Genomic DNA, 24,871 nt, shown 5'->3' with positions numbered 1-24,871 from the left:
CATTTTGTAGCTCTATGATTTTGTAATTTTACGTTCTCAAAAAATTGCTACTTATGAAATCACCAACTCGGTTTTCTAATCTTGAGCGTAATGAAACAGTTCAGGTCCTTTTAAAAGACACATACGATCTTGTAGTAATTGGCGGTGGAATAACGGGTGGCGGAATTGCACTTGACGCGGCGTCACGCGGACTTAAAGTTGCCCTTATTGAAAAAGGAGATTTCGCTTCAGGTACAAGTAGCAAGTCTACAAAATTAATACACGGAGGACTGCGATATTTAAAACAGTTTGATTTTTGGTTGGTAAAAGAAGTTGGTTCTGAAAGGGCAATAGTCCACAAACTTGCGCCGCATCTCGTATTACCAGAGAAAATGTTGTTACCACTCATAGAAGGCGGTTCTTATGGTAAATGGCTTACCTCAATTGGGTTAAAGGTATATGATATACTCGCTCAGGTCGAAGGAGAAGATCAACGTCAAATGTTGGGTAAAAAAGAAGCTCTTAAATTGGAGCCATTATTACCGAAGAAAATATTGAATGGCGCTGGGTATTATGCAGAATATAGAACTGATGATGCACGTTTAACAACTGAAAACATTAAAACCAGTCTACAGCATGGTGCTAAAGCATTGAATTATGCTGAGGTTACTGATTTTATTTATGAAGATAATAAGGTAGCAGGTGTTAAAGTCTTGGATATTATTACAGGTAAACCTTTCGAGATAAAATCTAAATATGTCATTAGCGCGGCAGGGCCTTGGGTGGATGAGTTACGTAGTACCAATAATTCAAAAAAAGGGAAACGCTTGCACTTAACTAAGGGTGTGCATTTGGTATTTCCGTATGAAAAACTTCCTGTAAAGCAATCGGTGTATTTTGATATTCCTGATGGGAGAATGATGTTTGCAATCCCTAGAGGTAAAATCACTTATGTGGGTACTACTGACACTAATTTTAATTTAGATAAAGATAAAGTAGAAACAGATTTGGCTGATGCCATTTACTTAATTTCAGCTGTAAATAATATGTTTCCAAGTATTAATTTAGAAATGGAAGATATTATTTCTTCATGGGCAGGTCTTCGACCATTAATTCATGAAGAGGGAAAATCTGCTTCAGAGCTTTCACGTAAGGACGAGATTTTCACTTCAGATTCTGGGTTGATTAGCATAGCGGGCGGTAAACTTACCGGTTATCGTAAAATGGCTGAGCGTGCTGTCGATAGAATTGCAAAGCAAGTCGAAGAAGAAGGAATAAAATTAAAACCATGTACTACAGATAAAATTCCTTTGTGTGGTAACGATTTTAAAAAATTTAAACACGTTAAAAAATATATTCAAGAAATCTTCGAACGTATAAAAGCGGATGGATTGACCGAACATGATGCCTGGTTTCTAGTTACCAATTATGGTAAGCAGACTGAAATAATTTTGGATAATTATAAAGGCTTTAGAAATAATGATAACCAATTACGTCTGTTAAGGGCAGAGTTAAAATTTGGTATAGAATATGAAATGATATCTAATCCAATAGATTTTTTTATAAGAAGAACAGGCAGACTATATTTTGACATTGAAAGTATTAGAACCTATATGAATCCGGTTTTTGATGATATTAAAAAGGTTTTTGAATATTCTGATGAAAAGATGTTGAATTTTAAAGTACAATTAGAAAACGAATTGGATAGACATTCTAATTTTTCTTTAGATAGAGCTTAGTCCAATTTTTCTGTCAATTTTTTAAAAGTTTTTTTCGCGTTTTTGTTTTCGTAAAGAACTTGATAGACAGCGTCTATGATAGGGGTTTTAGACTTTTTCTCATGCTTTTGATTTAACAAATGGGCGCTTTTAGTGGCATAATAGCCTTCAGCAACCATATTCATTTCCATTTGGGCACTTTTTACGGTATATCCCTTTCCAATCATATTCCCAAACATTCGGTTCCGGCTAAAAGTGGAATAACCAGTCACCAACAAATCACCTAAATAGGCAGAATTATTTATATTACGTTTCATTTTATGAACACGAGCAATAAAGCGTTTCATTTCGCGAATAGCATTACTCATTAAAACACTTTGAAAATTATCGCCATAGCCAAGGCCATGAGCAATACCCGCAGCAATTGCATAGATATTCTTAAGCATAGCTGCATATTCCGTTCCGATAATATCATCGGAAATTTTAGTTTTTATGTAATGACTATTTAAATGTTCTGCCAATAATTTTGCTTTAGTTTCGTCAGCACATGCGATTGTTAAATAAGATAAACGTTCTAAGGCTACTTCCTCAGCGTGACACGGTCCTGTTATGACGCCAATATTTTCAAAAGGTACTTGATAGGTATCATGAAAATGTTCTCCAACAATTAGTCCGGTTTCAGGCACAATTCCTTTAATTGCCGAAAAAATCACCTTGTTTTCAAAGCTTGTGTTCAAATTTTGTAGTTCTTGATCTAGAAAAGCTGAGGGTATGGCAAAAATTAAAAAATCCGCAGCGGTTATTGCTTCATTAATATCACTTGTAAGAAAAAGAGATGCGGTCTTTAAATCAACAGAACTTAAGTAATTAGGATTGTTACCCTCAGTCATTATATGTGTAATGGCTGTTTCATTCCGCATGTACCAATGAACGGTGTCTAAATTCTCAGTCAACATTTTAACAATAGCCGTGGCCCAACTTCCACCACCTAAAACAGCAAATTTCAAAAGCGCTTGAATTTAATTTTTTCAAGGTTAAAGGTAGATAAAATCAAATATTAGATGTTAATACATGATTATCAACGTGTTATAATATTTGGCACGCTGATTGATTTAAGTTAGATGAACCATAAAACCACGAGATATGAAATCAAAAAAATTACTATTCGGATTATTTGGAATAACCTTATTAGCAACTTCATGCTATACCGAGGTATTTATTGAAGACGACTTTATTGTAGAGTCTGCATTTAATACTGATCAAGTGTTACAATCTTATGATTTATGGTATGTAGACATAAATGCTACAGAGGGTAATGGTGAGGTGCCATTTTTACAAAGAGCTTTTACAGTATCATTTGATAATGGAGTGTTATTGGCGAATAATAACATTGTTGGAATTGGAAAAACTGGAGGGGGCTTAGGTATTGATGTTGGTTCTTATGCTACTTTGAGCGGAGTTGTTGAAATAGACCACGACATAGACGGCTTATGGGCCTTAGAGGTTTATGCGGTAAACAATAATACTATTGAATTGCGTGATTCTAGATCTAGAACCTCGTACTTTTTAAATGGTTATAGACGAAGCAATTTTGATTATGATCGTGTTTTCTATGAAAACATTACATACTTCATTCAAGAATACGATGCTTGGGAGAAAACCTTTACCAGTGAAGTTGGTGCAATAAATGAGTTTGATGATGAAAACTATTTGCAATTTTTCTCTGATAATGGAGGGGTTTTTAGGTCTTCTATTGATAGAACAGGCACCCCTTTATCAAACCTACAATGGGACTATGAAGGTAAGTACGAAGTATTTGACACAAACGATGAAACGCTCAAAACTTTAACACTCGATTATGACTTTATGGGCAATGATTACTTTGAACTATACGTTATTGATGATGGAACTATAGAACTGTATCACGTTGCTAGTGAAACAATTTATGAGTTTGGAGGTCGAGGCTTTGTGCAGTATTTAAAAACTAAAGAGGCTAACGGTAAGGTTGATAAAAAGAGAGTGAAAAGCTCTAACAAAAAAATGAACGTCACGCGTCAGCGTAAAATGTAAGGAATACAAATAGTCTACGACTATTATAAAAGTTTTTTGGTTGGTTATTTAGTTAGGAATCGCCCTGTAGTATTTTACTCAGGGCGGTTCTTTTTTGAGCTATATGTATTTTTAAATTCTGAAGGATTCTGTCCAGTTACCTTTTTGAAACTGCGATTGAAATAGGATAGGCTTTCAAAACCGCAATCATAACAAGCTTCACTAACATTTTTACCTTTTAATAATAATCGCTTTGCCTGACTGATTCTATATTGATTTAAAAATTCAATAAAAGTATTGCCGGTGGCTTTTTTATAATATCTACAGAAAGCAGGTTTTGTCAAATTGCACAGAGCAGCCACTTCATCTACTGAAATTTTTGTTTGATATCGCTCATCAATAAAAGCATAAATCTTTCTAATTCGTTTTTGCTCTTTACTACTATACTTGTTTATAAAGGGTGTTTTATGTAAGAGTTCAAATTCATTACTTTTTGCCAATAGCCTTAAAAGTTGCATAATGCACATAAAATAGTCAAAGGGTTCCAGTAAGTGCAATCGTTTCATAAGTTCACCAGCTTCTTCTTTAGTTTTTCCAGAAAAGGCGATTCCATATTTAGATAAATCCAAAAGCCTATCAATTTGTTGTAATTCAGGTAAACTATCTAATATGTTATTTCTAAAACTTGTTTTAAAATGTAAAACTTCTTTTCTATAATCTGTAGTTACGCCATGGTCAAAATTTAAATGCGGAATGTTAGCACCAATAAGCACTAAATCGCTTCCTTGATACTCAGAAATATGATTTCCAACATGCCTTTTGGCGCTAGCTCCTTCAATATAGACTAATTCTAATTCAGGATGAAAATGCCAATAAAATAGATGATTCAATTTAGGATCATGTAAAAGTCTAAAGGGACTTTTTGTATTGGGAGAAATGGTTTCTAATTGAATTTTCATTAGAATGTTATTAGTCTTTTATTGAGATAAATTACACAGAATTTACATTAAAACATGCAATATCAAATTAAAATATCAATATAATTCAAATTTATATCAATATTAGAGTTGATATGATATGTAGGCTAGGCTACTTTTGACTCAATAAATTAAAATTCACGACTATGAAGAATGACGTAAAATTAGAAATGGCCAATAAGGCACATGAAGAAATCCCTGGTAATCCGTCAACGGCTACGAGTAGTAAAATAAAATTGAATGATAGGTCTAATAAACAACCATTAAGAGTCTTATCTGAAGAAGATTGGGAGTTCTGGAAACATAACGGATATATCGTTATAAAAAACGCCGTCCCTAAGGAACAGGCACAAGCTACTGCAGATTTTTTGTGGGAGTTTGATGAGAAAGACCCTAATGATTCTAATACTTGGTATGCCCCACCTAGAGCAGAAATGCAAATGAAAGAATTAACCGGAACAGGAATGGTGGAAGTTTATAATAACCAACATTTGTGGAATAATAGACAAATGCAAAGAGTTTATGATGCTTTTGTTGATGTTTGGGGAACTGAAAAATTATGGGTTACTATTGATCGAGCGAACTTAAATTTTCCACAACGCCCGGGAGAAAATAAAAAGGGATTTATACATTGGGACTATGACCCTGAAACTAGACCTCAAAACGTTCAAGGAGTTTTGGCTTTAGCTGACCAAACGGATGAACATATGGGTGGTTTTCAATGCATACCATGGTTATATAGAAATTATGATACTTGGAAACTCACACAACCTGAAGATAGAGATCGGTTCCAACCCAGTTTAGATGGTTTAGAAGATAAGATTGTAAAAGTAAAAATGAACGCTGGTGATTTATTGATATTTAATAGTACAGAACCACACGGTATTCGACCAAATAAATCTGGAGATAAAGTGCGTATAGCACAGTATATTTCTATGATGCCTGCTGAAGAAGATAATCAACATCTCAGAGATTGGAGAGTTACTTCTTGGAAAAACAGGGTAGCCCCTGAAGGTTACGCTTTCCCAGGCGACCCAAGAAATTGGGAACGTGATAAATATGACACAGCAAAACTGACTGATCTAGGTGAAAAATTATTAGGTTTGAAAAATTGGTAGTTTACCAATTCTTAACCAAAAAAGACTTTTATGACAACCACAATGAGCCTTTGGGATATAGGTATTATCCTATTTTATTTTGCAATAATTTTATGGATAGCCCAATGGGCTTCAAAAGGAAATAAAGAAGGAAGTGCTGCAGATTATTTTCTTGCAGGAAAAAACCAAGGTTGGTTGGTTGTGGGGGCATCCTTATTCGCTTCTAACATTGGCTCAGAGATCATTTTAGGGGTTTCTGGTGCAGGAGCTAGAGCTAATATGCCGATGGCCAATTTTGAAATAATAGCCTCATTAGTTTTAATTCTGTTGGGATGGGTTTTCGTTCCTTTCTATTTAAGAACAGGGGTGTATACCATGCCAGAATTTTTAGAGAAAAGATACTCAAAGGCCTGTCGAAATTACCTTTCGGTGGTTTCTATTTTGGCTTATGTTATTACAAAAATATCACTTATAATATTCGCTGGAGCTTTAGTTTTTGAGACCATTGGAGTACCATTTTGGACTGGGGCAATAATTACAGTTATAGCTACAGGTTTTTATACGGTCCTTGGGGGTCTAAAAGCAGTTATTTACACCGATATGGTGCAAGCAGTAATTTTATTAGTAGGGACCGTCGCTGTTACTGTATTTGGAATTTATCAACTAGGCGGTTGGGACGGTTTAATGAATACACTTGAGGTTGCAGCTCAAACTCCAGGTAATCCGCCTGCTGAACGTTTCTTTAATCTCTGGAGGCCAATGTCAGATACTGAATATCCTTGGACAGGAATGCTCTTTGGAGCTCCAATTTTAGGCGTTTGGTATTGGTGTACAGACCAATATATCGTTCAAAGAACACTGTCTGCAAAAGATGTTTCAAATGCACGTAAAGGTGCACTCTTTGCAGGGTATCTAAAATTGTTGCCGGTATTCATCTTTTTTATTCCGGGGGTCATAGCGTATGCTTTATTGCAGAAGGGCGAAATTAATTTTATTCTTGACAATGCGGATCAAGCTTTGCCAGCAATGATTAATAGTTTTCTACCAATAGGATTAAAAGGACTCGCCATAGCTGGATTGTTAGCGGCTTTAATGAGTTCATTATCGTCAGCATTTAATTCAAGCTCAACCTTATTAACGATTGATTTTTATAAACAATATAGACCAAAAGCTACAGATAAAAGCCTTGTGCGATTTGGCCAGATTGCCACCATTATCTTAGTTATTGTGAGTTTAGGTTGGATTCCTTTTATGCGAAGCTTAATGGGTGGTGGTATTTTCCATTATCTCCAAAGTGTTCAAGCCTATATTTCACCACCAATTGCAGCTGTATTTTTATTTGGGCTTTTTTATAAATGGATAAATGCTAAAGGCGCCATAGTTGCACTATGGTCAGGTTTTATTATTGGAATTATGCGTTTAGTTACTGAGTTCATGGCTAATGAAGGATCACTTACTGTAAATGATGGGTCCTTATTGTTTTATTTTTTAGAAATTAATTTTCTTCACTTTGCCTTGTTTCTCTTTCTATTATGTGCTGTTATACTGGCAATAGTAAGCAGATTTGGAAAGCCTTTACCAGCTGAAGAGTTAGCATTAGTTACTTTTCAGCGATCTAGTAATAGCCAGATGAAGTGGTCTAAAGATGCAACCTTAACGGTATTGCTTATAGTTTTTGTATTGGTTTTATGGGCTTTATTTAGCCCACTAGGTTTAGCAAGTTAATATGGATTTAAAACTCAAGAACAAAACAGCATTCATTTCAGGCTCAACTGCAGGAATAGGTTTTGCAATAGCAAAAGGTCTTTTAAATGAAGGAGCTAAAGTTATTATCAACGGGCGATCAGAACAATCAGTTGAAGTAGCTTTAAACAAACTAAGAAAGATAAATAGTAATGCTGATATTTCTGGCTTTGCAGCTGATTTCTCAAATATAGAAGAAGTAAAATCGCTTTGTGAAAACTTACCGGATTTAGACATATTAGTAAATAACGTGGGCATTTATAAATCTGCGTCTTTTTTTGAAATGGATGATAGTGATTGGCAAGAACAGTATGAAATTAATGTCATGAGTGGTGTTCGTTTATCAAGATATTTCTTGCCAAATATGCTAAAACAAAATTGGGGACGAATTTTATTTGTTTCGAGCGAATGTGCAGAATTAGTGCCACCAGATATGTTGGCATATAGTATGACAAAAACTGCTATGTTGAGCGTTGCAAAAGGTTTAGCTCAATTAACTAAGTCTAGTGGTGTTACTATCAACTCCATTATTCCTGGCTCTACATTATCAGAAGGAGCGGAGCAGTTTTTAGAGGATGAAGCTGTCAAATCGGGGAAAACCAAAGCAGCTATAGAAGCAGATTTTTTTAAAGATGTTAGAACGTCATCACTTTTACAACGTTTTGCAAGTGTAGATGAGGTTGCATCAACCACCGTATATTATTGTAGTCCTTTGGCTTCTGCAACGAATGGAGCGGCTATTAAAATTGAGGGCGGCAGTACTGGAGGGTTAATTTAAAATCCCATCGCATATATAAATGATTATTAAATATAAAAATAGAGGAATGAAAAAATTATTAGGAGCAGTGTTGAGTGTCATATTACTTATTTCATGTATGGATACAAAAGAGAAAGTTGCCGTTGAAAAAGAAGTAAAATCAGAAGAAATGAAAGAGGATAAATTATTAAGACATGTGGTGATTTTTAAGTTTAATGATAGCACAAGTACTGAGCAAGTTGAAAAATTAAACAAAAGCTTTGCAGAGCTCCCAAATCATATTTCGGTTATTCAAGATTTTGAATGGGGTCTTAACGATAGCCCAGAAGATTTTCACCAGGGCTTTACCCATTGTTATTTATTGACTTTTAAATCGGAAGAAGACAGAGATAGTATTTACACTCCTCATCCTAAGCATCAAGAGTTTGTTGCCAGTTTAGGGACTCACGTAGAGAAAGTATTTGTAGTTGATTATTGGGCAAATTAACAGCTGAAAAAGTCCGAAATCAGTAATTAGTTGTTAGTATTAGTAAAATAATTCACTTTAAAGTTATACTTTAAAATAATGGGTTAATTTTGCCGGCTTCAAATAGACTGATATGCGCAAATACCTGAATCTCTTTGACTTTAAGCAAAAGGTAGATTATAAAACTGAAATTTTATCAGGATTAACGGTTGCATTAGCTTTAGTACCTGAGGCAATTGCTTTTGCATTAATTCCAGGTTTTTCACCATTAACGGGTCTTTACGCTGCCTTTATTTTGGCTTTAGTAACCTCAATTTTGGGGGGTCGTCCGGGCATGATTTCTGGAGCTACTGGTGCTGTGGCTGTGATTTTTGTTGGATTAATTTTAGAATTAAAAAATACTTTTCCTGGCATTGAGCCGACTACCATTTTGAATTATGTTTTTGCTACAGTTATTATCGCTGGGGTCTTACAAATTTTAGCAGGGCTGTTACGCCTTGGAAAATTTATTCGTTTAGTACCTCACCCCGTAATGTTTGGTTTTGTAAATGGCTTGGCCATAATCATTTTTATGGCACAGTTTCCTAACTTTTATCAAAAGGGTACTGAAGAGTTATTATCGGGTTCTTCATTGTATATAATGCTAGGCTTGACTTTGTTGACAATGTTGATTATTTGGGGTTTTCCTAAATTAACTAAAGCGATACCTTCATCATTATTAGCAATTGTGGTGGTTTCAGCCATTGTAATTGGTTTTGGTATTGATACCCTAACAGTTGCTGATACCATGCGCGAGGGTGAAAGTATTAAAGGTGGTTTTCCACCATTATCCATTCCTCAAATACCATTTACATGGCAAACTTTTATGATTATAATTCCTTATGCAGGTATTGTGGCCGGGGTAGGTTTAATAGAAAGCCTTCTGACCTTGAATATCATTGATGAAATTACCGAAACTAGGGGTCGTAGTAATAAAGAATGTGTGGCTCAGGGAACTGCAAATATTTTATCAGGATTTTTATCGGGTATGGGTGGTTGTGCTATGATTGGCCAAAGTTTGATAAATACTTCTTCTGGGGCTAGAGCTAGACTATCAGGGATTACAGCTGCTGTAATGTTATTAGTTTTTATAATGTTTGGTAGTAGTTTAATTGAGCAACTTCCTATGGCTGCCTTGGTAGGTTTAATGTTCATGGTTGCTATTGGCACATTTGAATGGGCTAGTTTTAAAACCTTCAGAAAAATGCCAAATTCTGATGTTATTGTAATGATATTAGTCACTTTAATTACTGCAATTACGCATAACCTTGCTGTAGCAGTTTTGTTAGGAGTTATTATTTCTGCATTGGCATATTCATGGGAAAATGCCAAACGTATTCGGGCAAGAAAGTATGTTGATGATGATGGCATCAAACATTATGAAATTTATGGGCCGCTTTTCTTTGGATCTACTACTTTGTTTGCCGAAAAGTTTGATGTTCAAAATGATCCTGAAGAGGTCATAATCGATTTTCAAGAAAGTCGTGTTGCCGATATGTCGGGTATTGAAGCTTTAAACAAGCTAACAGAACGCTATTCTAAGGCAGGTAAAAATGTTCATATAAGACACTTAAGTAAAGATTGTATTCGTTTACTTACCAACGCTCAAGATATTATAGAAGTGAATGTTCTTGAAGATCCAACGTACAAGGTTGTAACTGATAAGGTTAGAAAAAAGACCCAAGATGAGACCAATCCGTTTAAGGTCTGGGGTCTTTAAAATTTGGTGTAGCCATTAAAACATACGGTAGATTATAAAGACTAGAATTGCTAGTATCAATACCGAGATAATGGATGCTTTTAACTCAATTAACTTATCTCTTTTTGCTTGAGCAATAATCTTGTCTCTAATCTTCTTTTTTTCAAATTCAGTAAGTTCTTTGAATTGAAGCTGAGTTTCACCTGCATGACCGATATAGTCTTTTCGGATATCTCTAAAATTTCTTTTTTTCTTGAGTAAAGCTCTATTTGCTTTAACAACTTTCATTGGTTGACCCGCGTACCCCATATTCTTCTCCTTTATTTATGGGTAGTAAAAATGAAAGCTTTGTTACAGTTTTAACCGATAATCGCTAGTTTTCGCGGGTTTTACCCATAAAAACATTCACATTTGGGTTTTGTGGGTTACCGTTGGCTCTTCTCATTAGTACAAGCTGCCCCGTATGGTAAATACAATCTGAAAGCATTCCGTTTAGCATATTCCAATAGGGGAAGTCCGTTTGCTTTTCTCCACGTTGGAAAGTCACTTTAAAACTTGAAACCTCATCTGCAGTTTTACCTTTAACTAGGTTACTTGCTGCATGAAGATTATGTAAGGTTTTCGTACGTAATTCTTCAAAAGAATAATTTGAAAAATCTTTTGGGCGAATACTTGGTTCACCTTTTGGCGATTCTAAAATCATTTCAGACATGCCATAGATATGCTGCAACGTTTCTAGCATTGTACGACCATTTTCTGAAGGCTTATAAGTCAAATCAGATGTTGTTAAACCTTCTGTAGCCCAATAAAAGCGATATCCTAAACCATCAATCATTCTAGCAACAACATTGCCTGTGGTATAGTCTTTAGGATAATCAGGAATTTGGTGATAGGGAACATCCATTGTTTGTGATTGAAGTGTTGATATTACAAAGAGTAGGGGTACTATAATTAGTCTAATCATTTTGTATTCTTACCGTTTGGTTTATTCTTTTCGCAAACTCCAAATCTCATATAGTGGTGCTCCTTTGCTACTAAAACCAGAGTGGTGCCAATCGCCTTCTTTTAGTTCAAAATTAAATTCAAGACTTGCTCCAACACGCGAGTCATCTCTTGAAAAGAACTCTATATTTTCAGTGTATTTACCATCTATGGTTGTGTAATTACCTCCACCGGTTCCCATAAATTGTTTGGTTTCAGTATTGTAGGCAATCCATTGAAAACGTGTTCCAGAAAGTATTTTCATTGTTTTTCTTGGCCTGCTGGTATCTCTTGATTGGATTTCACCATCTCGTTTACGCCCGGACATTAGCCATGCACCAGCAAGTGCGCCGGGTGAACCATTATCAACGCGTTTCCAAACCATTGGAGCATCTTTAATTTTTAACTCATCAGTTGAAAGTTCAATTTCAAAAGAACTTGTACTTCCAACCCTTTCGGGGTTTTCAGTGTCAAATTCTACCGTTTCAGATAAGGTAGTGCCTTCTAAAGACCATGTTCCCCCATTAGTACCAACAAATGCACCAGATTCGGCATCATAAAAAGTGCCGACTTGGTGATTGCTTGAGAAAATGACAACGCTGCGTATATTCTTGCCTCCGAAATCACCAGTTGCTTCCCAAGCCCCAATTAAAGATTGGGCGTTTAAAAAGGCTGAAGCCAGTAAACAAAAAGATACAAATAGTGCTTTTTTAACCATCAGTTTAGAATTTTAGTACTACAAAAAATGCTGTTACCCAATAGTTATGGACAACAGCATTTTTGAAGAATTTATAACTATTTTATAATGTTCTCAAATACTCAGCCACATCACGTGCTTCATCTTCTGTTAAGTTCTGATTAAGCATAATGGCATTGTTATATTCTTTTAAAAGTGCTTTTGCAATTGGGTCTTCTTTCAACATTCCATCAGGGTTCAAAATCATATTCATTACCCATTCTGGGCTTCTTCTATCATATACACCTTCCATAGCCGGGCCAATCATTCGTTGGTCAACCATATGGCAAGCCACACAAATAGCATTAAATTTTGCTTCACCACGGGCTGCCATTTCGGTATCAACGTCGGCAGAAAAGTCTACACTTTTAATTGGTCCGACACCTTTATTATCTAAGTCAACTGGTACGCCTTCACTTTCGGCAACTGCTTTAGCCTCTTTGGTTCTGCTTACTTCAAAACCGTCTTTTTTTGAATCTTTTTTACCGCCGCAGCTTGCAATAAAAGCTCCTAAAGCGATGAACAGGATAAGTTTTTTCATAATTGCCGAATTTAGTTCAGTTGTGTTTATTCAGATTGAACCTCTAATATAATTAAAAGTTGGATGTTTATAATGGAGTTTGAAAGGTTTCTAACTATTCTGAAAAGCTATATCGTTTGCGATGCTAAAAACTAATCGCAAAGTTTAAAAAATAGGTTCTTCCAAAGCCATACCAATACTTGGGTGCAAATGAAGGATCGTTTCTAAGATTGTCTTGTTGTAATTGTCCAAAATTACCGTTTCTACTTTGCTCATAACCACCAGTTCTAAATATGGTATCAAAAGCGTTGTTTATGCTCGCAAAAATACTGATGTAAGTTCCTTTTTTTAGCCATGATTTACCGCCTACTAGATTTAATAAATAGAAATCATCTAGTTTTGATTGCTTCAAGAGTTTAGCAACGTTTTCTTGTGTCGCGTCTGGAAACCTTAGGCCAGTTTCAGGATCTAATAAAAAGCTTTGTGTTCTAGTTATAGTCGAAATATTGGCATAATTATTTGCTAAATAGTTTGTGCTAGCTCCAATCCACCAATATTTTGGATCTCGATATTCGATACCCAATGCAAGGGCTTGCTGTGGTCCTTGTGCTAATCTTAAATCTTTGATATCGGCAATGCCTAAGTCAACATTTCCTTCAAGATTAATCAAGTCTTCATCAGCAGCTGCCGTATCAAAATTGATGGTCAAATTCGGATTGCTGGCATATAAATATTTGCCAATATTGGCGACTGCGGATAACTTAACGCTTGATGAAGCTTGATATTCTAAACCAAGTTCTAACCCCATATGTAACTTGTCTAAATCTGTTATTACTTCTTGAACGAAATCAGAACCTACACCAGCGTCGACGAAAAAGAAATTAATGTCTGTTGTGTTTTGAAAACGAGTATAAAAACCGGTCAGTCTACCTGTTAAATTTGGTAGTCGTATGATGTAGCTAAAGTCTAGAGATGTAATTTTCTCGCTTTGAAGGTTTGGCACTATTTCATTGTTCTCTCTTGGGTTAATAAATACGTTTTGCAATACAGGTGGTCTTGAGCGATATGTGCTATTTAATTTTAACCAATGGCGTCCAGTTATACCATAATTGAAACCGGCTTTCAATCCATAATTAAAGAACTTAACAGCTTCACTTGTGCCTGATGATGACTCTAAAAACCGTTCATTTTGAAACAATCCTTCACGTTGATAAATATTAGTTGAAGAGGAAAGCGCTAGAAAAGCATTCCAGTTATCAAAATTGGTCGTAATTTGACCAAAAGCATTGAAACGAGTAGCCTTAATATTATAATTATAATTGAAGATATCCCCTTTAATTTTAATTAAATCACCACCTAAATCGTTTTGGGTATCTGAAAATGGGTCAATGTCTTCATGAAAATTAGCACCAAGTAAATCATTTATAACTGCAAAATTCTTTGAACTTAGATTGCTATAATTGACTCCGAAATCTAATTGAATGTTTGATTCAATTTTTAAATTGGCAACACTAGAAAATGAAAATTGAGAATCTTTAACGGTATCATCATATAAAATATAAGAAGCTCTACCATTATTTTTAAAGTTTGTATTAGCAGTATAAAGTGTAGACCAATTTAATTGTTGATTCTGAAGAAATCCCTCTCTTGCCAATGATGCATTAGTAAAATCTGCACCAACCGAATTATTAATGTAAAAACTAGGTAAATATCTGTAATAGGTAGGGTCGGGATTAGGGGCATTAAAATAACCTAATCTGGCTCTAGAATTTTCGCCGAACTGGTAGGCAATTCCAGAGGTCAATGTGAAATTTTCACTTTGATAAAAATGATTGAGCAAGAATATAGGTTCAAATATATCTCGATTCCTACTATTTCTTATAGCATTGTTTTGTTCACCCCAATAAGGATTATATTGCCTCCCGCCAAGTTCAAAAACTTCTTCAGTTATAGCAGATGAACGTCCTCTTCTATTTTTTGCCAAAATTGAAGTTAGAATGATACTTTGCCTTTTATTTATTTGGTATTCTAAAGCTCCAAAAAAAGAATAAGCATCATATAAAGTACCGTCTAAATATCCTTCATTTGCCCAACGGCGTGATGCTGAAAAGCTATAACCTATTCTTTTAGAGGACATGGGGGCAGTATATGTAGCCATTAAGCGACCGGTATAAGTTCGGTTTGAAATAGAACTTGAAATACGTAAACCTGGCCTTAACCCAGAAGGTCGTAGGTCGATATTAGTAGTCCCTAAAACTCCTCCAAAGGTATATGGGGAAGCTTTCAATCCATTCGAGAATTCTTGATTTCGGATGACGTCATTTAAACCACCCCAATTATTCCATTGAGGTCGCCCATCATAAAATTTATTCATTTTTATTCCATTCAAAAGCACTTGTCCATTTTGTGAATCATAACCTCGAACACGAAAGAATGCTTGACCAAAATCAAAAGCAGCACGATTTAAAAAAACATCTCTTGTCGCCTGTAATAAGCCAGCTGAAACGGAAGTAGATTCATTGTCATCAGAAAGATCACCATCTGTAAGGGAAATGAGATTATCATTTTTTTCTAAAGTGATATCTTTTTCAAGTAAAATTATTCCAAGGTTAATAGACTGACCATCATATGAAATAGGTAAACGTTTAGATTTATAATCAGGTTTGGAGATATGAATTATGAATTCGCCAAAAGTCTTTGGTCTGATTTCAAAATCACCAGAAACATTCGTCTTTGATAAAATTGAAGTTCCTTCAATTTTTATAAAAGCATTGTGCAAAGGTGTTTTAGTTTGTTTAAATAGGAGCTGTCCAGATATATTTGGCGTCTTTTGTGCAATTGCACAAAAGCACACTCCAAAGAAGAGAATGAGCAAAGATAAAAAGCGCATAACATGGTTAGTGTATGCTTCAATGTTACATAAAATTGAATAAAATAATTGGTATTTGGAAGAATTCTTTAGTTTGACCCCTCCGATTTTCCCTCTAATTATCCTAAAAATCACCTCCCATTCAAACTAAGGGAAGGACCTCAGCGTGAATAACTAAAAAATTTGAAACAGTCAATTAAACACGCTCTAGACTAATCTTTACGGGAAAGTAATATTTTAGTTATTTTCGAAATTATGAGATTAGGGTTGGTAGTACTTTTTTTGTTTTCATCCTATTGCTTTGGTCAAAATGAAAAGACTTTTAAGGTGAGAACCATAGCTTTTTATAATGTTGAAAATCTTTTTGATACTGAAAATGACACCTTGGTTTTTGATGACCAAAGAACTTCAAAAGGAAGATATCGTTGGACTAAAAAACGTTACCAAAAGAAAATTAATGATATCTCAAGAGTTATTTCTCAAATTGGTTATGGGCTCACAGGTTCTTCGCCGGATATAGTTGGGCTTTGTGAGGTTGAAAATAAGAAAGTCATTGTAGACTTGATTAATGATGAAAATCTTTTAGATAAAGATTACGGAATTATACACTTTGATTCACCTGATGAAAGAGGGATTGATGTTGCATTATTGTATAAAAAGGAAGTTTTTCTGCCAACTTCATTTAAGAGCCAAAGGGTTTTACTTTTTGATACGGAAGGAAAGAGAGATTACACACGAGATCAATTAGTAGTTGGTGGATTATTAGATAAAGAACAGTTCTATTTTATTGTAAACCATTGGCCATCAAGGAGTGGTGGAGAGGCTAGGAGTAAACCCAATAGAATAAAAGCTGCTCAACGTAATAAGCGCACTATTGACTCCATTCAAAAATTAAATAGTAGCGCTAAGATTATCAGTATGGGAGATTTTAATGATGACCCGGTTGATGATAGTTTTAAAAAGGTATTAAAGAGTATTGGAAAGCTTAAAAAATTAGACAGCACTTCACTCTTTAATCCTATGGAAAGACTATTTAAAAAAGGAGTAGGTTCTTTGGCTTATCGTGATAAATGGAACCTATTCGACCAATTTGTTTTAACACCAAATTTGATTAGTAAGAATAGACAAAATCATTCCTATTGGAAAGCTGGTATTTTTAATCCATCGTATTTAGAAAATTCTCAAGGAAAGTATAAAGGGTATCCTTTTAGAACATATGTAGGCACGACTTACCAAGGTGGTTATGCAGATCATTTTCCGATATATCTGTATTTGGTAAAAGAAGTCCAATCCTCTTCTAACTCTCTTAAAAAGGGAAGATTTTAAAGTTTTAAATTCTAGTATTCATTTAAAGAGTAGTTGAGAATTTATCTCCTACCTTTTTATGCTTTGGGGGAAACTACAACCATTGGTTCCAAGGTATTCTGCTTAAAATTAGAAGTAAACCCAAACCGTAAAAAACACCTATACTTTTAAACTTGGCAGTATCATCTAGTTTCTTTTTATGACGAGACCATCCTATGGTGATTAAAGCCAATGCAATAATATTGATGAATGGATGTTCAATTGCTAACAATCTAGAAGCAGAATTTAAACCACCCATACCTAAAGTCTGAATAGCTTTTAATCCATTGGCCGATACAAAGAACAGTATAAGACCAATTAATAATTGAATATGCGATAAAATCAGTGCAAAAAGACTTAATCTTAAATCTTTTTCAAATCGAAATTCTTTTTTTCCTAACCACCCTGTAATTGCATTGAGTGTTGCGGCTAGCAAAATAAATAAAACGATGTAAGCAAAATAAGAGTGAAGGCTTTTTAGAATTTCCATGATTAAAATTTGATGCCTAAATGTACAGAATTTTACGCATAAAAAAACCCCTGCCGGAGCAGAGGTTTTTAAACTAAACTATATACTAAACTTAATTAAAGATGTATCTAACACCTAATTGTGCTTGCCATCTTGAAGACTGAATACCTGAATCATCAAATTCTTCAAAATCAGGATTTCCTAAGTCATCCATAACACCCGTATTGATACTAAATACAGGAATGTCTCCTGTTGAAACCGTTGTCAATGGACTAACATTGCTACGTACAAACTTAAGTTTACCCCAATCGTTATTCAATAGGTTACCAAAATTGAAAACATCAGCAGTTAATTGTAATGTGTGTTTTTTACCACCCATATCAAATGAGATGTCTTGCAAAAGTTTTAAATCAACAATATGACTCCATGGTCCACGAGTAGCATTACGCTCCGCATAACCACCTCTATTTTCGCGTAAGTGATCTACGCTATTAATAAAGTTGTCTAATTGTGCCCATTGAGCAGCTTGTTCAGCAGCATCACCAGAGAATTGAATTTGACCTTCACTTGCAGGAATAAAGATTAAGGCATTATCACGAGAATCGTCATTGAAAATATCTCTACCTTCATTATAAGTAAAACTATATGGAGAGCCTTGGAAACCTTGGTACAATAAAGCAACTGTAGTTTTCACATTCTCATTCCAACTTATTTGGTAAGATGCATCAGCAACGATACGGTTACCTAAGGCAAAATCTGAACGCGTTACAGGTAAGTCAGAGTTTTTACCATTTACAGACTGAATATTTCTCCACTGTGAGCTATTCTGAGATGAAGTTCCATCAAAGATTTTATTAGACTCACCATACGTATAAGAAACAGATCCAGCAAAACCACCATCAAAAGGCTTTCTTAACGTAAATGTTGCATTAGTTGCATTACCTCCACCAGTGTTAGATGCCAAGATAATTCTACCATAGGTGTCGTCAATTTCATCACCTCTATTATAGAAAGGTCTTCCATCAGCACCCTGATAGTTCCCGATCGGATCACCTAAATTTAAATTCTCATAGTAGATATCAGTCATAACATCAGTATATAAGAAATCAGCTGAAGCAATTAATCCCCAGAATGGTAATTTTTGATCAACAGCAATATTATATTTCATTACCTGAGGCAATTTGAAATTTTCTGCGATTAAATCAATATTACCACCAAGACCACCAGAACCTGGAGTAACTGACTCAAATTGATTATTCACGTCTGGCTCAAAAAGTTGACCAGCATCAGGACCAAAGAAAGTAGCATCAAATGTAAATCCGCCAGTAACACCATTATTATTGTACGTTCCACCAGGCCATACTAAAGGTAATCTAGAGGTAAATACGCCTAAACCACCACGAATCTGTGTATTTCTTTCACCATTTACATCCCAGTTAAAACCTAATCTTGGAGCGAAAACAGCGGTACCAACTCCTTGACCAACTTGAGCTCCCTGTAAATCTTTACCTGCAGCCTCTAATAATGGAATAGTAGTGGTGTTAAAGTCGTCATTCACGGTACCATCTTCCCAGCTAGGAATATCAATACGCGCACCAAAACTAACCTTAAAATTATCAGTCATTTGAAAGTCATCTTGGACGTAGAAACCAGCTTGAAAAGTTTTAAAATCTGCAGAACCATTTGATTCATCGCCAACAGTGCCATCACCAACTAAAGAATAGCCATGCTGATAAACATCAGATACTTGACCTGTTAAAAATTGGTTTAAACCTGAAGAAAGTAGGTTCCCATCATCATCAAATTGATCCTCAAAAGTATAATCACCAAAATTGAAAGCAAAGAATAAATTCTTAACCGTTGCAAATTCCGCTGTAGCACCTAGAGTTACTGTATGACGACCAGCATAAATTTCAAAGTTATTTGTAATAGTCAAATAATCAGTGTTTAATAAATTGGCGGTAGAGAACGGTTCTGAACCAAAAGAAATAGTTCCGTCACCATCTTGAATATCTACTGTTGGGAAAGGATCACCAGAAGGATCTCTATCATCTCTAACAGAAGTATAACCTACTATTAAGTTGTTACTAAACTTGTTTCCGAAACGAGAGTTTAATTCTAAAGCAGTTGAATTTGTAGTTGAATTAAAAAATTCAGAACCATTAATAAAACCAATATTTCTATTACCAGAACTTCTTGCTTCAAGGTTTTCAGCACCAACATAACTATGTCTTAAAGACAAGTTATTATTTTCATTGATGTTCCAGTCTAATTTAGCCACTAAAGTGTTGCTTTCCAATGTTCTTGAGTTGTTATCAAAGATACCAGGGTTATAACCGTAAGTATTTTGAAGGAAACTACTTAAGCCATCTAAATCTGCTTGAGATGAACGACCAGTATAGTTACTAAAGATAAATGGTTGTGGAATTTCAGTTTCATTACGTTCGTAGTTCACAAAGAAGAATAATTTATCTTCAATAAGTGGACCACCTAAACGTACACCATAAGTGTTGGCGCTAAAATCAGAAACTTTTTCAGCTTCATCACCTTCATTTAAAAGTGCGCCTGGCGTTTTACCAACTAAACTTTCATTACGGGTGAAATAATATGCTGAACCTTCAAAGTTGTTTGAACCAGAACGAGTAACAGCATTAATAGAACCACCAGAGAAACCTGATTGTCTAACATCAAAAGGAGCAATGTTTATTTGAAATGTTTCAATTGCATCAACTGATAATGGATTAACACCAGTCTGCCCACCATTAGTACCAGAACCTGCTAAACCAAAAACGTCGTTATTTACAGCACCATCAATATAAATAGCGTTGTATCTGTTGTTTTGACCAGCTAAAGAGATTGAGAATCCATCATCACCCTCACTTAATTGAGCTTGAGGAGTCAAACGAACAAAATCGGCAATAGAACGAGAAGCTGCAGGAGTAGTAGCAACTTGACGCTGAGAAATATTAGTCTCAGTACCTGTCTTGTTTGATCCAAAAACACCATTTGAAACGGCAGTTATTACAACTTCATCTAAAGCAGTTGCCGATTCAGTCATTTGAGAATTAATCTGGTTCGTAGAACCTAAGTTTAAGAAAATACCTTCTCTTAAATCATCATTAAAACCAACATAAGATATGGTCACTTTGTATGGACCACCTGTACGCATACCAGAAATACGATAAAAACCGTCAAAATCAGTAGCTGCACCATAAGCAGTACCAGTAGGAATGTGGACAGCGACAATACTTGCGCCAAGTAAAGCCTCTCCTGTGTTGTCGGTTACTTTACCTCCAATAGCGGACGTAGTAACCCCTTGTGAAAATGCTGCCGCCGAAAACAATAAGGCAATAGCAATTAAGTAGAATTTTTTCATTTTAAGAGTGTTTGAATTGTCTGCGCAAAAGTCATGTTTTAGACAATTCGGCACGTTAACTAAATGTTAAGAATACACCTACTAAAATTATTAAAAATTGTTATAAATAATTGATAATGAGTGGCCTAAAAATTGTTGAAAATTAAGAAATCATCAATCATTTCTTAAAATATTGCAAAAGACTTAAAGTTGAAGAATCGTGTTTGCTGATTTCGGAATTTTGAATGTCATTGAGCACATTTTTGGCAAGCTGTTTTCCTAGTTCTACACCCCATTGATCGTAACTAAAAATATTCCAAACAACACCTTGTACAAATATTTTGTGTTCGTACAGAGCAATTAACGAGCCCAAAGAGTTAGGTGTTAGTTTGTCAATTAAGATAGTGTTCGTTGGTTTGTTGCCTTCAAATACTTTAAAAGGAATAAGATGTTTTACATCAAATAGGGTTTTACCTGCTGATTTGAATTCTTCTTCAACCTCCTCTTTAGTTTTACCATTCATTAATGCCTCAGTTTGAGCAAAAAAATTGGCCATTAATTTATTATGATGATCTACATCGCCATGTAAGGAGTTCTTATACCCAATAAAGTCTGCTGGTATTAGTTTTGTTCCTTGGTGAATTAGCTGAAAAAAAGCATGTTGTGAATTGGTGCCTGGTTCCCCCCAGATAATGGTGCCTGATTCATAATTTATTCGGTTACCAGCTCTATCAACGCTTTTCCCATTACTTTCCATAATACCTTGCTGTAAATAGGCCGAAAAACGACTTAAATATTGTGTGTAAGGTATTATAGCTTCGGTCTCAGCCTTATAAAAATTATTGTACCATATACTTAGTAAGGCTAGTATGACAGGAATATTTTTTGACAAATCAGTTTCTTTAAAATGCAAATCCATTTCATTTGCACCCGAAAGCAAATCATCAAAATTTTCGTAACCAACTGTCAATGCTATTGAAAGCCCTACAGCGCTCCAAAGAGAAAAACGCCCTCCAACCCAATCCCACATTGGGAAAACATTTTCTGAAGAAATTCCAAATTCCGCAATTTTCTCGGTATTGGTAGATACAGCGGCAAAGTGTTTAGCAATATCTTTTTGGTTTGCATGATTTAAGAACCATTTTTTAATTGTGGTAGCATTACTTAGGGTTTCTTGTGTAGTAAATGTTTTTGATACTACTACAAATAAGGTAGTCTCGGGATCTAACTCTTTAAGAATTTCATGAGTATGATCGCCGTCAACATTGCTAACAAAATGAGATTTCAGGTGATTTTTGTAATACTTAAGAGCTTCAACAACCATTGCTGGCCCCAGGTCTGATCCACCAATACCTATATTTACCACATCAGTAAATTTCTTACCGGTATATCCTTTTTTAGTTCCAGAAATAATACTTTCTGAAAAAGCTCTTATTTTCTCCTTAACTGCATAAACTTCAGGTACTATATTTTCACCTTCAATAGCAATAACATCTTTTTTCTTTGCCCTTAAGGCAGTATGCAAAACAGAACGACCTTCAGTTTCATTTATAATTTCACCTGAAAACTGAGCTGAAATTGATTCCTCTAGCTTTAGTTCTTTTGCTAACTCTAATAACAAATCTAAAGTCTCTTGATTAATTCTATTTTTTGAGAAATCAACAAGAAAATCCTTCCATTTTAGTGTGAATTTTTCAGCTCTATTTGGGTCAGATTTAAAAAGATTTTTTAGAGTTTGATTTTTGGTTTGTTCAAAATGTGAAGTAAGCTTGGACCAAGCTTTAGTCGTTGTAGGATTGATTTTGGTTAGTGCCATTCTCTTGGTTGAGTGTTATAAGATTTTCATTTTCTTCTTTAATTGGTTCTTCATATTCAATACAATCCAATTGTGATTTTATTGGTTCGATGAAGGCTAAATAATCTGTTTTTAACGAATCAGCAATAGGTTTTGCCGACGGTAGTTTTTCTCTAAGTGGGTCAACTTGTTTGCCATTTTTCCAAAAACGATAACAAACATGAGGCCCTCCCGTGTTACCGGTCATACCAACCCAACCAATGACATCACCCTGTCTGACATACTCTCCCTTTTTTACCTTTTGAGCTTTCATGTGTAAATATTGAGTGCTGTAAGTTCCGTTATGTTTTATTTTAACATACTTACCATTGCCTCCCCTTCTTCTAGACTCAGTAACAGTTCCATCAGCGGTGGCTACTATAGGTGTGCCAATAGCAGCTGCATAGTCCGTTCCTTTGTGCGGTCGCACTTTGTAACCATAATAAGCAATGCGTCTTCTGAGATTGTATCTTGAAGATAATCGATAGTTGAATTTAATAGGAGCTTTTAAAAAAGTGCTTCTTAAATTATTTGCATCTTGATCAAAGTAGTCCATAATATTTTTTAACGAATCTGTCACATAAGGAAAAGCATATATCGGTTTCCCCTTGTGTTTAAAAAAAGCAGCTTTAATTGGTTCAACACCAGCGTAGATTGAATCACTTATATAACGTTCATTATAAATGATTTTAAATTCATCACCTTTTTCTAACCTAAAAAAATCAATGGTCCAAGCATAAATATCTGACAAATTTAAGGTGACATTATAATCAACGCCAAGTGAGTCCATATCAATCGACAATGAATTTTTAATTACGCCAGCAATCTCTCGTTGTACATATTTTACTTTCTTTTTACTCGTATAGGCTTGTACGGAATCCCTTAAGTCGACGACAGTATAATTGATACGATCATTTTCATAAATGAATATTTGAGCCTTTTCAGTAGTGTCTTTTGCTTTAAGAATTACATAAGGTTTACCAACTTTAATTCTTTTAACATCAAAGGTATCTTTGTATTCTTCTGCAATCTTTACAATTTTAGGATAGTCCACGTGATTCTGAAGCATTAGTTTTCCAAAACTGTCTCCATTCTTTATAGTGTCGCGAAGCACATCAAATTTTTCTAAGTTGAAACCATAAATCTTTGGAATTGGTTTTTCAGCTTTTATTTGAACCAAATTTTTCGAAGAAGTTTTTTCTTCTTTTTTACAAGAAGAAAGTACTATAAATGCCAAAATTATACCCCAACACTTTCGCATATTTTTAATCATTATTCTCTGGGTTGAAAATGTGCTCTACCCACTGTTTTCCCCAATTATCCAGCTCAGTTTCTGTATACAAAGTTGGGAAAAATATTATTTTTTGAAAACTTGGGGGCAAATAGTTTTTCCAATTGGTACCCCCAGTGGCATCAACTGCCGCTTTATCCTTTGATAAATAACGATATGCTGAACCCATATGCATTAATGGCCAATTAACATTTGCATTAATATCAAGATTTTTAAGCGCTTCGATTAACGTTACGTTTTCCTGGTATGATTTGGGCAAACTAAGATATTTTTCATAAATGGTAGTGCCATTAACCTGGTTTGCAATTCTTATTAATCTGGGTGTATATCTATATTCGAATTGTTTAAGGGTTAGTGTTTTTTCACCTGTTTTTTTATCTGTAGCTCCTTTCTTCCAATAAATATGTTCATATAATTCATCAATAGAATCCTCATTAGAATACTTTTCTCTTTCAGTGTGGTGAACCAAATTTTCCATTGGAGTAGCATAGATTTCAAGCATTCTATATTGAGCTGATTGAAAACCACTTGCCGGTAATAATGCCATCCTATATCTTAAAAATTGCTCTCGTTCCATGCCATTTATCATGATACTAAAAGACGAAGTCAAGGCTTGAAAGTAACTATTAATACGATTTGCTTTTGAAATAAAGAAATCTAAATCTTGTGATTTGTCATCAACAATTTGTTTTTCTTCATGAAGAATTAATTTAAAGTATAGTTCTGTGATTTGATGGTACATGATGAAGATTTCTTCATCAGGAAAATGCGTACGCGGGACCTGCAGACTTAGTAAGGTGTCTAAATGTATATAATCCCAATAAGTTAGGTAGCGTTGATACAGTAATCCGTCTAAATAAGAACTTAAGTCTTGACCGGAGTTTTTAAATTTTTCTTCAAGCTTGTTGATTTGGGACTCAATTAGCTCATCTTTCTTCATTAGTATTG

Annotated in this window: 20 protein-coding genes; 8 read left to right on the top strand and 12 right to left on the bottom strand. The window is 34.9% G+C overall.

All coding sequences use genetic code 11. The features are described 5' to 3' along the window. Positions 1-53 precede the first annotated feature (53 nt). Positions 54-1,718 carry a glycerol-3-phosphate dehydrogenase/oxidase gene (locus RM542_RS01585; RefSeq protein ID WP_311383953.1) on the top strand — a complete coding sequence of 555 codons (1,665 nt, stop codon included), beginning with the start codon at positions 54-56 and terminating at the stop codon, positions 1,716-1,718. Here RM542_RS01585 and RM542_RS01580 read toward each other — a convergent pair. Next, the gene (locus tag RM542_RS01580) at positions 1,715-2,704 is read right to left on the bottom strand and encodes an NAD(P)H-dependent glycerol-3-phosphate dehydrogenase (protein ID WP_409220515.1); all 990 of its coding nucleotides are present in this window, start codon (positions 2,702-2,704) and stop codon (positions 1,715-1,717) included. The two genes, RM542_RS01585 and RM542_RS01580, sit on opposite strands and share 4 nt — an antisense overlap. Positions 2,705-2,840: 136 nt before the next feature. On the opposite strand from RM542_RS01580, the gene RM542_RS01575 reads away from it, so the two are divergent. Beyond that, positions 2,841-3,767 (top strand): nicotinic acid mononucleotide adenyltransferase, encoded by a 927-nt coding sequence (locus RM542_RS01575; protein ID WP_311383952.1) that lies wholly within the window; start codon positions 2,841-2,843, stop codon positions 3,765-3,767. Between the two features lie 74 nt (positions 3,768-3,841). On the opposite strand, the gene RM542_RS01570 is transcribed toward RM542_RS01575, so the two are convergent. Continuing rightward, entirely contained in the window at positions 3,842-4,705 is an 864-nt protein-coding gene (locus tag RM542_RS01570; protein WP_311383951.1) for an AraC family transcriptional regulator, read from the bottom strand. 164 nt (positions 4,706-4,869) lie between these two features. On the opposite strand from RM542_RS01570, the gene RM542_RS01565 reads away from it, so the two are divergent. The 5 genes from RM542_RS01565 to RM542_RS01545 all read left to right on the top strand — a co-directional run bounded on the left by RM542_RS01565 (position 4,870) and on the right by RM542_RS01545 (position 10,545). Further along, positions 4,870-5,841 carry a phytanoyl-CoA dioxygenase family protein gene (locus tag RM542_RS01565; protein WP_311383950.1) on the top strand — a complete coding sequence of 324 codons (972 nt, stop codon included), beginning with the start codon at positions 4,870-4,872 and terminating at the stop codon, positions 5,839-5,841. A gap of 30 nt (positions 5,842-5,871) precedes the next feature. After that, positions 5,872-7,545, top strand: coding sequence for a sodium:solute symporter (locus tag RM542_RS01560; protein ID WP_311383949.1), 1,674 nt, complete (start codon positions 5,872-5,874; stop codon positions 7,543-7,545). Between the two features lies 1 nt (position 7,546). After that, the gene (locus RM542_RS01555) at positions 7,547-8,341 is read left to right on the top strand and encodes an SDR family oxidoreductase (RefSeq protein ID WP_311383948.1); all 795 of its coding nucleotides are present in this window, start codon (positions 7,547-7,549) and stop codon (positions 8,339-8,341) included. Between the two features lie 46 nt (positions 8,342-8,387). Then, on the top strand, positions 8,388-8,807 hold the full coding sequence (locus RM542_RS01550) for a Dabb family protein (protein ID WP_311383947.1): 420 nt from the start codon (positions 8,388-8,390) through the stop codon (positions 8,805-8,807). Between the two features lie 112 nt (positions 8,808-8,919). Further along, the gene (locus RM542_RS01545; protein ID WP_311383946.1) at positions 8,920-10,545 is read left to right on the top strand and encodes a SulP family inorganic anion transporter; all 1,626 of its coding nucleotides are present in this window, start codon (positions 8,920-8,922) and stop codon (positions 10,543-10,545) included. Positions 10,546-10,560: 15 nt separating this feature from the next. Here the strand turns inward: RM542_RS01545 and RM542_RS01540 are convergent, their stop codons facing one another. The 5 genes from RM542_RS01540 to RM542_RS01520 all read right to left on the bottom strand — a co-directional run bounded on the left by RM542_RS01540 (position 10,561) and on the right by RM542_RS01520 (position 15,651). After that, positions 10,561-10,812 (bottom strand): hypothetical protein, encoded by a 252-nt coding sequence (locus RM542_RS01540; RefSeq protein WP_311383945.1) that lies wholly within the window; start codon positions 10,810-10,812, stop codon positions 10,561-10,563. A gap of 85 nt (positions 10,813-10,897) precedes the next feature. After that, positions 10,898-11,488, bottom strand: a complete 591-nt coding sequence (locus RM542_RS01535) for a DinB family protein (protein WP_311383944.1) — start codon at positions 11,486-11,488, stop codon at positions 10,898-10,900. A gap of 21 nt (positions 11,489-11,509) precedes the next feature. Next, positions 11,510-12,223, bottom strand: coding sequence for a membrane or secreted protein (locus RM542_RS01530; protein WP_311383943.1), 714 nt, complete (start codon positions 12,221-12,223; stop codon positions 11,510-11,512). 82 nt (positions 12,224-12,305) lie between these two features. Then, positions 12,306-12,782, bottom strand: coding sequence for a cytochrome c (locus RM542_RS01525; RefSeq protein ID WP_311383942.1), 477 nt, complete (start codon positions 12,780-12,782; stop codon positions 12,306-12,308). Between the two features lie 124 nt (positions 12,783-12,906). Next, positions 12,907-15,651, bottom strand: coding sequence for a TonB-dependent receptor (locus RM542_RS01520; protein ID WP_311383941.1), 2,745 nt, complete (start codon positions 15,649-15,651; stop codon positions 12,907-12,909). A gap of 234 nt (positions 15,652-15,885) precedes the next feature. Between RM542_RS01520 and RM542_RS01515 the strand changes: the two genes are divergently transcribed. After that, positions 15,886-16,956: an endonuclease/exonuclease/phosphatase family protein gene (locus tag RM542_RS01515; protein ID WP_311383940.1), complete on the top strand. Its 1,071-nt coding sequence runs from the start codon at positions 15,886-15,888 to the stop codon at positions 16,954-16,956. A gap of 73 nt (positions 16,957-17,029) precedes the next feature. Here RM542_RS01515 and RM542_RS01510 read toward each other — a convergent pair whose 3' ends face one another. From RM542_RS01510 to RM542_RS01490, 5 genes are all read right to left on the bottom strand, one after another. Further along, on the bottom strand, positions 17,030-17,464 hold the full coding sequence (locus RM542_RS01510; protein WP_311383939.1) for a hypothetical protein: 435 nt from the start codon (positions 17,462-17,464) through the stop codon (positions 17,030-17,032). Between the two features lie 91 nt (positions 17,465-17,555). Continuing rightward, positions 17,556-20,819 (bottom strand): carboxypeptidase regulatory-like domain-containing protein, encoded by a 3,264-nt coding sequence (locus tag RM542_RS01505; protein ID WP_311383938.1) that lies wholly within the window; start codon positions 20,817-20,819, stop codon positions 17,556-17,558. Positions 20,820-20,976: 157 nt separating this feature from the next. Beyond that, on the bottom strand, positions 20,977-22,614 hold the full coding sequence (gene pgi, locus RM542_RS01500; protein ID WP_311383937.1) for a glucose-6-phosphate isomerase: 1,638 nt from the start codon (positions 22,612-22,614) through the stop codon (positions 20,977-20,979). Next, positions 22,580-23,893 carry a peptidoglycan DD-metalloendopeptidase family protein gene (locus RM542_RS01495; RefSeq protein WP_311383936.1) on the bottom strand — a complete coding sequence of 438 codons (1,314 nt, stop codon included), beginning with the start codon at positions 23,891-23,893 and terminating at the stop codon, positions 22,580-22,582. The genes pgi and RM542_RS01495 overlap by 35 nt, the downstream gene beginning before the upstream one ends. 4 nt (positions 23,894-23,897) lie before the next feature. Further along, positions 23,898-24,863 carry a tryptophan 2,3-dioxygenase family protein gene (locus tag RM542_RS01490; protein WP_311383935.1) on the bottom strand — a complete coding sequence of 322 codons (966 nt, stop codon included), beginning with the start codon at positions 24,861-24,863 and terminating at the stop codon, positions 23,898-23,900. Between the last annotated feature and the right edge of the window lie 8 nt (positions 24,864-24,871).

Source organism: Croceitalea sp. P059 (genome assembly GCF_031846365.1).
In the GTDB taxonomy this organism is placed as follows: Bacteria; Bacteroidota; Bacteroidia; order Flavobacteriales; family Flavobacteriaceae; genus Croceitalea; species Croceitalea vernalis.
This window is presented reverse-complemented; position numbering and strand designations above follow the sequence as displayed.